The organism is Peptacetobacter sp. AB800, assembly GCF_047807365.1.
Classification (GTDB): Bacteria; Bacillota; Clostridia; order Peptostreptococcales; family Peptostreptococcaceae; genus Peptacetobacter.
Map to the genome: position 1 here is coordinate 114571 of NZ_JBLOUI010000003.1, position 8513 is coordinate 123083.

Here is an 8513-nt window from a genome sequence, read left to right on the forward strand (position 1 = left end):
ATAAATATAGAGAAAGATTTGTTTATCTTTCTCTTAAAATATTATAAAAGGAGAATAAAATGAATATATTAGAAGCGATTAAAGTAATGAGAGAAGGTAAGAAGGTAAAAGGAAAAACTTGGCACGAAGGATATTACTGTTTCTATGATAAGATTATAAATACATTCGTTTTATATGATTTAGAATTTGATAATTTAAAAGAACTTACTATAGAAGAATTTACTGATTTAGATGGGTATCATTTAGTAGAAGAATTAGAAAAATTAGAATATGAAATAGTTGAATAATATAATATTAAATATAAAAATTAAAGGACTGAAATAAATGGCGTATATAGATTATGGTGTGTTAATTAAAAAAATAAACAAATAATAAAAGAACATGATGATATGATTACTTTAGATAATGGAATTAATATTGGGTTTTATTATTTGAATATAACTATAGGAAATAATGAAGATTACCATAAAGATTTATGGTTTTGTGATTTAGAATCTTATACAGCAAAATATCCGTATGAAAAGTATAGAATGAAAAAGAATATTTATGGAATAAAAATAGATTCTAAAAGAATAGATAATAAGGAAAGATACTATACAATAATCAAATATAAAAATGATTTATATGAAGTTATTCACGGTTGGGGTATAGATGAAAATTTTGATTTAATTTATAGCAAGACTAATAAATTAATGAGTAAATTAAATAGATTTATGAGAGATACAACTAATTTAAAATAATAGGAGGTAAAAATGAGAAGGATAAATCAGTATTTTATTTGTAAACCTAATACACCTGTAACAAAAGAATTAGATAAATATTATGAAGAAACAAATAAAAATTTAGAGCTTATGAGAGAAATTGCAGAAGAAATAGGTATAGAAAGTGAAGAAATTGCTTTTTCTTATTGTGGTGATTTTTGTTTTATTCCTACAGATAAAGATTTAGAAAAATTTAAAAATCAAATATCTAAATATAGTAGAGGATATTATAGATTCAAAAGGAATACTAAGATATATAAATTTATAGAAGAAAAATATAAAAAACGGAATATACATTTACCTAAAGTTATGTTAAAGAAAATATTGAATATACATGATGATAGAGAGTTTTGGTTTGGGAAATCAGATATATCTTGTGGGTTTATGAAATATGAAGATACTTACTTATTAGAAATAGATACGCATATAATAAATAGTGATTACTTAGAAGAACTGACAGCTTCGGATTATTATAAAATATCAGAAAGATTAATAGAAAAATCAAATAATAAATAGGTTAGAAAGGAAGTAAATTAATGATAGTACAGCAAATACGGAATTCAAAAAACGATGAATTTTATACACCTAAATATGCTATAACACCATTATTGAAATATTTGAAACCTAAGAGTAATATATGGTGTCCTTTTGATAAAGAAGAAAGTTTATATGTAAAAATATTAAGAAAACAAGGACATAATGTAATAGCAACACATATTTGTAATGGGGGGACTTCTTTAAGTTTTCTAAAGAAGAAATAAACAATTGGAATTTAGATTATATAATATCTAACCCACCTTATTCTATAAAAGGTGATATATTGCAAAGATTATTTGAATTGGAAATACCATTTGCTATGCTTGTTGGTGTAGTAGGTTTATTTGAAAGTCAAAAGAGATTCGATATGTTTAAAAATAATACGTTTGAAATAATGTATTTGAATAAGAGAGTTTCTTATTTTAAAGATTATAATGATTTGAAACCTGCTTTAAATCCACCGTTTTCAAGTGTATATATAACATCAAATATATTACCGAATAGAATAGTTTTTGAAGAAATAGATAAAAAAGATTTAGTTTAGTTGATACACAATTTTAAAAATAAAATCAGATTTTTATCTACATTATGTATTGCACAATAGCTATTTATAGCACCTTTATCTATTTCACTAAATGCTAATAATTCATATTTGATTTTTAAATTTTCTAATGCTTTTTCAAAAGCACCTATTCCTGAGAATAAACTTACTACTTTTAATTTCTTTTCCATTAAATTCCTCCATAAAAATCTGAATTTAGGTGATATAACTCAGATTGATTTAGATAAATTTAATGGATTAGAGGTAGATTTATTAACTCACGGTTCACCTTGTCAGGACTTTAGTATAATTGGCAAAGGTGTAGGTGGGGATGAAGGATGTAATACAAGAAGTTCTTTAATGTGGAACTCTGTTGAAGTAATTAAAAGATGTAAACCTAAAGTTGTTATTTGGGAAAATGTTAAAAATGTATTATCAAAAAATAATATACATAATTTTGAAAAATATTTAGATAACTTAAAAAACTTAGGATATACAAATCATTATAAAGTACTAAATTCTAAAGATTTTGGTATTCCGCAAAATAGAAAAAGAATATTTGTTATATCAATATTAGATAATCAGATAGATTTTGATTTTAAAAATTTAAAAGAAATAAAAATGAGAAATGTATTTGATTATTTAGAAAATATTAAAAATGAAAAATATATAATAAAAGGCAAAATGTTAGAAAAAGTAGAAACTCATTGTAATTCTAATTATAAATTAAAAATAATAAGGGAATGTGTAAATACTATTTCTACAAAGCAGGATAGAAGTCCTAATGCCGGTATAGTTGATTTAGGAGAAGGTAGATATAGATTACTTACCGAAAAAGAATGTTTTAGATTAATGGGTTTTAGTGATAAAGATTATAAATTAGCAGAAAGTGTTAATAAAGGAAAAGAAAGATTTAAAAATGGTAAACTTTATAAACAAGCAGGTAATAGTATAGTTGTAGATGTTCTTATGGCTATATTTCAAGAATTGTATTTAAAGGAGTAAATATTAAATGAATAAAGATAATACTTTTTATTTATTAATAGTAGGTAGTAGACAAAGTGCCTTTACTACAAGTAGATATTTTGAATTATTTACTGATTGTGTAGATAAAGTATTAGAAAACCAAAAGAATAAAGAGATAATAATAATTCAAGGTGGTTGCCCTACAGGTGGTGACTACCTTGCTAGAAAATATGCTTTAACTAAAGGATATAAATTAGAAGAATTTCAAGCAGATTGGGATAAATATGGCAAATTTGCCGGATATATTAGAAATAAAGAAATGCACGAATATATATCAAAATATTCTAATCGTGGAGTATTTGCTTGGTGGGATGGAAAAAGTAAAGGTACTGCACATAGTTTTGAATTAGCTAAAAAATATCATAATCCTATTAGAATTTATAATCTTTTTGAAAGAAAATGGATATAAGGAGGTACAAAATGAATATAATAATGAGAAAAAAGGCAGAAAACACAGAGATAGAATTTTTAGAAAGAGATAATTCTTTAAATTGGTTTTTATCATTAGTAAATTTACTTGATGATATAGAAAGTATAGAATGTATAGATTCAAAAGAATTGAAAGAAAAAACTTATTTTAATAATTCATATCTTACAGTTCTTGCAGATGAAATAGAACCTGAAAATAGACCTTTAAATTTATTTGCAAGTAATTTATGTAATAAAGAAGTTAGAGGAGATGTTCTTATTTGTAAGATAATAGAAGATGAAACAATAGAAGTAGGTTTTGATATTGTAGGATTTAATTCTATAGAAGAAGCTAAATTATACTTAAACAAATATAAAGAGGAGAAATAATATGATAGAGATAAAAAGAAATCCTAATGGAGATACAAGAACTGCTACAAAAGATGTAACATTTGAAGAATTTAGAGAAGCAAATAAACAACATATATTAGACGTTATGAATACTATGACTATGTTAAGTAGTGCATTAAGAAAACGTGCTTACAGACACGATTTTACTAAAGTAATAAAAAAAGAAAAATTTTATAAAGATTTTAAAGATACTTTAGAAAATGGAATAAACTTTGTAGAAGGTGAATGGTATCAGGAGCATATAAATAAAGAAAGACATCATCTTACTTCTAAATGTCCTGAAGATGTAAATTTAATAGATGTTATTGAGATGATTTGCGATTGTGTTTGTGCAGGACTTTCTCGAAGTGGTGAAGTTAGAGAATTAGAAATAACAGATGAGATATTAAAGAAGGCAGTTAATAATACAGTTGAGTTATTAACTAGTAATATAGAGGTTATAGATTAATGGATAATGAAGAATTTGATTTAAAAGAAATTATTGTAACTTGGATATGTTATAGTGTCGTTCTTATTTGTTCATTTTTAATATCTGAAATAATACACATAACAATAGGAGTTGAATATACGTTTTTAGGTACATTTAGTATAGTTGTGTTTACTCAGATATTAATAATAATATATAGAATAATTTTTGAAAATCGGGAATTAACATTGGAAAATATATTAAAAATGAATACAGAAGCAGGTTTAGATTTAATTAAATTCTTGCTTATATGTTTAATATTTTTTGGTGTTTTTAAACTACCTATAACAATATTGAATTGTATTGCAATAGTTTGTTTATTTACTATAATATTAATGTTTATTTAGGAGGTAATAATGATTGAATATCCAAAAGTTAGAAGATACTCAAGTATAAGAAAATTAAATAATATGTTTAAAGAAACAGATTTAATTGAAGTTTCAGAAAAAATAGATGGTGCTAATGCTAGTTTTTGTAAGGATTTAACAAAGAAAATAGGGGTAGCTTGTTATTCAAGAGAAAATGAAGTTACAGAACAAGACCATCTTAATGGGTTTTATAAATTTATAAAAGAAGAAGTTGCACCAAACATAAGATGTCTAAATCCTGATTATATTTATTTTGGAGAATGGCTTACTAAACATAGACTAAGATATAAAAAAGAATGTTATAACAAGTTTTATTTATTTGATATATATGACGAAAAAAATAAAAGATGGCTAACAACAAAAGAAAAGAAAGATACAATAAAATATAGTTTAATGAGAATTTTTATAAAAAATTTAGAAGTTGTTCCTATGACAATTATTCCTTATTCTGATTTTAATAGAAATTATGAATTGAATAAAGAAATATATGAAAATATATTACCTCAAATTAATGATAATCCTGAAGGTTTTGTTTTTAAAGCATACGATAAAACATATCAAGATGAACCATTATTCTTTAAAGTTGTTAATCCTATATTTGAAGAAGTAAAAGCGACACCTAGGGCGAAGAGTAATGAAGTTATTTTGATGGAAAGTATATGTACTGAAAGTAGAATATATAAAATAATACTTAAATTATTAGATGCAAATACTATATCTGATGAAGATTTATTTGTAGAAAATATGAGTTTATTAATGAAAATAATAATTCCTAAAGTATTGGAAGATATTTTAGAAGAAGAATCAGACCTTATAGAAGAATGGAAGTCAAAAGGACTTATAACAGATAATAAAGTTGGAAAATCTGTAGGTAAAATAACACCTAAGTTTATAGTTAAATTTATAGAAGGATTAGATTAGTTATGAATATAAAAATAGCTAAAAAAATAAGCAATATACAAAAAAATAGATTAAATAATTATAGTATTAAAAAGGCAAGAAAATTTATAAATTCTGAGATTAGAAAATCTGCATTAGATGGAGAATATTCAACAACAATATGTTTAGGAACATATTTAGATGATTTTAAAAAGACAGTTAAAGAACAAGAAAATTATTATAAAGAAAAAGGATTTGATGTAGAATTGATAACCTCTGAAAATCAATTTTATTCTAAAAAATATTCTATAAAAATATCTTGGAATGACTAAAAATACAATTTGATACCTAATTTTTAATAAAAATAGTATTTTTAGAAAATACTAATCTCTAAAATGCTAGAAAATGTGGTGTTTTAGAGATTGGATTCTTAAATAAAATTGTCATTTTATTGTGAAATAATAATAATGGGAGGTTATTAACGTGAAGGAATTTTTAGTAGGATTACCTATAACTTTAATAGGTTTATTATTAATATTTGTACCAACAATAATATTTGGAGAAATATTTTTGAATATATTAGCAATAATTTTGTTAATAGTTGCATTAGTAATGTTTTCTTGGATGATTGGAAGTGAAATATTAGATAAACAATTTAAAAAGGAGAAAGATATGAATATATTAGAAGCATTTAAAAAAATAGAGCAAGGAGAAAAAGTTAGACCTGTTGAGTAGGGAAAAGAAAATTATGAAGGAAGTGAAATGTATCTTTATAATCGTTTATAACAAGGAACAAAAAAATAAGTGACGGACTAGATGATTGGGATATGTTAGATATTATAGAAGCATATCAAGAATTAAATAAGTAATATTATAACTTTATTGAAAGAGGTATATTTATGACATTAATAGATGCTTTGAAAAAATTAAAAAATGGAAAGAAAATAAGACACAAAAAATGGAATGAGAAATATTATTTTTATGCAAATAAAGAAGGTTGTATATATGATAGTTGTGGTCGATTTAAAGAAATAATGATAAATGAGATAAATGATTTTACAGATGATAATTGGGAGATATATGACGAGAAAACTTTAAAAGAAAAAATGTTTGATTTATCATCTTATTGTTTTTGGTTTAAATCTGCCGAAGGTGGATGTCAATTATGTAGTATTAAAGAAGAATGTTTAGAAAATAAATATTCCATAGATTTGCATACTCAACTTTTATTAGAGGGTAATGAAAATTTAAGTGAGGAATTAATTAATAAATGGCATGAACAACTAGTTGATGAAGGAGAGATAAAGTGAAATTAAAACATAATTATAAAGAAATACTTAAAAAGAATGGATTTGAAAATGCAGAAATAGAAAAGTTTTCTTATGGTAATGCTTTAGATAATATAAAAATTCCTATAAGTGATTTTATAAATAAATATTTATCCGAAGGTAAATATAAGATTACTAATATTATATTAAATAAATATTTTAAAAATATTAAAATAGATTTTTATAAAAAAGATTATATAAATTATTGTAATGATTATTTTAATAGTTATGATGCAATTTACTTTACAAAAAATGATAATTCATATAATACAGGTAATGAAGAATTACTAGAAATAATAATAAATGAATTAAAAACTTATAATTTAATTGAATCATCAGAAAGTTATATTAAATTGTTAAAAGAATTTGAAAATCTATATTATTCTCAAGACTTTTACTTCTTTGATAATTTATCAAATTTTATTAAAACTATATCAGAAGAATTTGATGAGCATATATATGATGCTAAAGAAAAATTCTATGATGATTTGAAAGAATTAATATTTATAGATGAGGAATAAAATATGAATTATAAACAAATACAAATAAAAAAATTAAGAAAAGAATATCCTAATGCAAGTAATCATGGACTTAATGAAATTTTTAAAATAATAGAAAACAACAAAGATAGAGAAGATTTGCTTTTAAAAGATAAAATTATTATATCAATTTTTTCAAATAAAGATTTTGAAAAATTTTTGTTTAAATTATAAATAATAGAATATTTGAAAGGAGGTGATTCCATTGGGATATTAAATATATTAATAGAGATATTGGTTCTTTCCTCAATTCTCTAGCTATAGCGAGTATTATACTAAATAAATTCTAAAGAAAGGTGTTGGTCGAATGATAAGAGTAATTAAAAGAGATTGTAGTATATCAGACTTTAATAAAGACAAGATTACAATAGCCATAGAAAAGGCTATGAAAAATGGAAGTGGTATATATGAACCACAAATAGCAAAAAATATATCAGATGATATAGAAAATGAATTAAAAGAGGTTGCAGAAGTTTCTATCTATAAAATAGAAGAAATGGTATTTGATAAATTAGTTGAATACAATCAGAAAGAAACAGCTAGAGCTTATGAAAGTTATAGAACTGTTAGAGAAATGCAACGTAAAGAAAATACTACTGATGATAGTATAGAAGGATTGATAAAAAGAACAAATAAATCAGTACTTAAAGAAAATTCTAATAAATCGGCAAATGTTGCTTGTACTCAAAGAGATTGTGCGACTTGTTGCAATTTGAAAAGAATTGCCTAGTTAGTTGATAAAATTCAAAAAAACTAGAACTGTTATCATGATTAGTAGAATGATAGGGTAACGCCTTGAAATGCTAACCTAAAGGACGACTAGCGTAATATTGAGTGAACAATATTGGGTTAGAAGCTCGTCATCATTGCCTTGGCTACACCGTAAATATTAAAGTGAACAGTATACGAAATGCGAACCAGAGGTGGTCGAGTGTAGTATGGGTATAAGGTCTATAAAATATCTATGGTTAGGATGTAGATAACACTACTGACGAAATTGGGAATGTACGGGTCTAAAGCTGGGTTATTTAGAAATGAATAAGACACAATAAAGTGTCGTGAGTGTGGATTAGTAAAAATGGTCTCTATGAACATCCATATAATGTTACAGGCATTATCAAGCTCACAGGCTCAAACTGATGACCTAAGGATATTATGTAAAGATAATGATAATGGAACAAGGGAAGCTTAAGATATGGAGGTTTCACTGCCAAAGAAATAGTGGTAAGGAAAGCTAACAAGTATAACT

18 protein-coding genes are annotated in these 8513 nt (G+C 24.0%); 17 read left to right on the top strand and 1 reads right to left on the bottom strand.

Annotation, left to right across the window (positions count from 1 at the left end; translation table 11 throughout):
• The first annotated feature begins 59 nt into the window (after positions 1 to 59).
• The 5 genes from ACK2WN_RS02660 to ACK2WN_RS02680 all read left to right on the top strand — a co-directional run bounded on the left by ACK2WN_RS02660 (position 60) and on the right by ACK2WN_RS02680 (position 1842).
• Positions 60 to 287 carry a hypothetical protein gene (locus tag ACK2WN_RS02660; RefSeq protein WP_416154784.1) on the top strand — a complete coding sequence of 76 codons (228 nt, stop codon included), beginning with the start codon at positions 60 to 62 and terminating at the stop codon, positions 285 to 287.
• Between the two features lie 144 nt (positions 288 to 431).
• Entirely contained in the window at positions 432 to 740 is a 309-nt protein-coding gene (locus tag ACK2WN_RS02665; protein WP_416154785.1) for a hypothetical protein, read from the top strand.
• 12 nt (positions 741 to 752) lie between these two features.
• On the top strand, positions 753 to 1277 hold the full coding sequence (locus tag ACK2WN_RS02670; RefSeq protein ID WP_416154786.1) for a hypothetical protein: 525 nt from the start codon (positions 753 to 755) through the stop codon (positions 1275 to 1277).
• 20 nt (positions 1278 to 1297) lie between these two features.
• Positions 1298 to 1522, top strand: coding sequence for a hypothetical protein (locus tag ACK2WN_RS02675; RefSeq protein WP_416154787.1), 225 nt, complete (start codon positions 1298 to 1300; stop codon positions 1520 to 1522).
• Positions 1523 to 1581: 59 nt separating this feature from the next.
• Complete coding sequence (locus ACK2WN_RS02680; protein WP_416154788.1) at positions 1582 to 1842, top strand: hypothetical protein; 261 nt, start codon at positions 1582 to 1584, stop codon at positions 1840 to 1842.
• Here the strand turns inward: ACK2WN_RS02680 and ACK2WN_RS02685 are convergent.
• Positions 1839 to 2030, bottom strand: a complete 192-nt coding sequence (locus tag ACK2WN_RS02685; RefSeq protein WP_416154789.1) for a DNA cytosine methyltransferase — start codon at positions 2028 to 2030, stop codon at positions 1839 to 1841. The genes ACK2WN_RS02680 and ACK2WN_RS02685 overlap by 4 nt on opposite strands.
• On the opposite strand from ACK2WN_RS02685, the gene ACK2WN_RS02690 reads away from it, so the two are divergent.
• The 12 genes from ACK2WN_RS02690 to ACK2WN_RS02745 all read left to right on the top strand — a co-directional run bounded on the left by ACK2WN_RS02690 (position 1951) and on the right by ACK2WN_RS02745 (position 7994).
• Positions 1951 to 2844, top strand: a complete 894-nt coding sequence (locus tag ACK2WN_RS02690) for a DNA cytosine methyltransferase (RefSeq protein WP_416154790.1) — start codon at positions 1951 to 1953, stop codon at positions 2842 to 2844. The genes ACK2WN_RS02685 and ACK2WN_RS02690 overlap by 80 nt on opposite strands.
• Positions 2845 to 2851: 7 nt before the next feature.
• Entirely contained in the window at positions 2852 to 3274 is a 423-nt protein-coding gene (locus ACK2WN_RS02695) for an SLOG family protein (RefSeq protein WP_416154791.1), read from the top strand.
• 11 nt (positions 3275 to 3285) lie between these two features.
• Positions 3286 to 3663 (top strand): hypothetical protein, encoded by a 378-nt coding sequence (locus ACK2WN_RS02700; protein ID WP_416154792.1) that lies wholly within the window; start codon positions 3286 to 3288, stop codon positions 3661 to 3663.
• A gap of 1 nt (position 3664) precedes the next feature.
• Entirely contained in the window at positions 3665 to 4132 is a 468-nt protein-coding gene (locus tag ACK2WN_RS02705) for a DUF5662 family protein (RefSeq protein WP_416154793.1), read from the top strand.
• Positions 4132 to 4497 carry a hypothetical protein gene (locus ACK2WN_RS02710; RefSeq protein WP_416154794.1) on the top strand — a complete coding sequence of 122 codons (366 nt, stop codon included), beginning with the start codon at positions 4132 to 4134 and terminating at the stop codon, positions 4495 to 4497. Before ACK2WN_RS02705 ends, ACK2WN_RS02710 begins: the two co-directional genes overlap by 1 nt.
• Positions 4498 to 4506: 9 nt before the next feature.
• Positions 4507 to 5439: an RNA ligase family protein gene (locus ACK2WN_RS02715; protein WP_416154795.1), complete on the top strand. Its 933-nt coding sequence runs from the start codon at positions 4507 to 4509 to the stop codon at positions 5437 to 5439.
• Positions 5440 to 5441: 2 nt separating this feature from the next.
• On the top strand, positions 5442 to 5729 hold the full coding sequence (locus ACK2WN_RS02720; protein ID WP_416154796.1) for a hypothetical protein: 288 nt from the start codon (positions 5442 to 5444) through the stop codon (positions 5727 to 5729).
• Between the two features lie 151 nt (positions 5730 to 5880).
• Positions 5881 to 6132 carry a hypothetical protein gene (locus tag ACK2WN_RS02725; protein ID WP_416154797.1) on the top strand — a complete coding sequence of 84 codons (252 nt, stop codon included), beginning with the start codon at positions 5881 to 5883 and terminating at the stop codon, positions 6130 to 6132.
• A gap of 164 nt (positions 6133 to 6296) precedes the next feature.
• Complete coding sequence (locus ACK2WN_RS02730) at positions 6297 to 6707, top strand: hypothetical protein (RefSeq protein ID WP_416154798.1); 411 nt, start codon at positions 6297 to 6299, stop codon at positions 6705 to 6707.
• The gene (locus tag ACK2WN_RS02735) at positions 6704 to 7246 is read left to right on the top strand and encodes a hypothetical protein (RefSeq protein WP_416154799.1); all 543 of its coding nucleotides are present in this window, start codon (positions 6704 to 6706) and stop codon (positions 7244 to 7246) included. The genes ACK2WN_RS02730 and ACK2WN_RS02735 overlap by 4 nt, the downstream gene beginning before the upstream one ends.
• A 3-nt stretch (positions 7247 to 7249) precedes the next feature.
• Complete coding sequence (locus tag ACK2WN_RS02740) at positions 7250 to 7438, top strand: hypothetical protein (RefSeq protein WP_416154800.1); 189 nt, start codon at positions 7250 to 7252, stop codon at positions 7436 to 7438.
• Positions 7439 to 7571: 133 nt separating this feature from the next.
• Complete coding sequence (locus ACK2WN_RS02745) at positions 7572 to 7994, top strand: ATP cone domain-containing protein (protein WP_416154801.1); 423 nt, start codon at positions 7572 to 7574, stop codon at positions 7992 to 7994.
• Positions 7995 to 8513: the final 519 nt, after the last annotated feature.

Coding starts and splice junctions, on each gene's coding strand:
- ACK2WN_RS02660 (WP_416154784.1), top strand. CDS start 60: ATGAATATATTAGAAGCGATTAAAGTAATGAGAGAAGGTAAGAAGGTA.
- ACK2WN_RS02670 (WP_416154786.1), top strand. CDS start 753: ATGAGAAGGATAAATCAGTATTTTATTTGTAAACCTAATACACCTGTA.
- ACK2WN_RS02675 (WP_416154787.1), top strand. CDS start 1,298: ATGATAGTACAGCAAATACGGAATTCAAAAAACGATGAATTTTATACA.
- ACK2WN_RS02685 (WP_416154789.1), bottom strand. CDS start 2,030: ATGGAAAAGAAATTAAAAGTAGTAAGTTTATTCTCAGGAATAGGTGCT.
- ACK2WN_RS02695 (WP_416154791.1), top strand. CDS start 2,852: ATGAATAAAGATAATACTTTTTATTTATTAATAGTAGGTAGTAGACAA.
- ACK2WN_RS02700 (WP_416154792.1), top strand. CDS start 3,286: ATGAATATAATAATGAGAAAAAAGGCAGAAAACACAGAGATAGAATTT.
- ACK2WN_RS02705 (WP_416154793.1), top strand. CDS start 3,665: ATGATAGAGATAAAAAGAAATCCTAATGGAGATACAAGAACTGCTACA.
- ACK2WN_RS02710 (WP_416154794.1), top strand. CDS start 4,132: ATGGATAATGAAGAATTTGATTTAAAAGAAATTATTGTAACTTGGATA.
- ACK2WN_RS02715 (WP_416154795.1), top strand. CDS start 4,507: ATGATTGAATATCCAAAAGTTAGAAGATACTCAAGTATAAGAAAATTA.
- ACK2WN_RS02720 (WP_416154796.1), top strand. CDS start 5,442: ATGAATATAAAAATAGCTAAAAAAATAAGCAATATACAAAAAAATAGA.
- ACK2WN_RS02730 (WP_416154798.1), top strand. CDS start 6,297: ATGACATTAATAGATGCTTTGAAAAAATTAAAAAATGGAAAGAAAATA.
- ACK2WN_RS02740 (WP_416154800.1), top strand. CDS start 7,250: ATGAATTATAAACAAATACAAATAAAAAAATTAAGAAAAGAATATCCT.
- ACK2WN_RS02745 (WP_416154801.1), top strand. CDS start 7,572: ATGATAAGAGTAATTAAAAGAGATTGTAGTATATCAGACTTTAATAAA.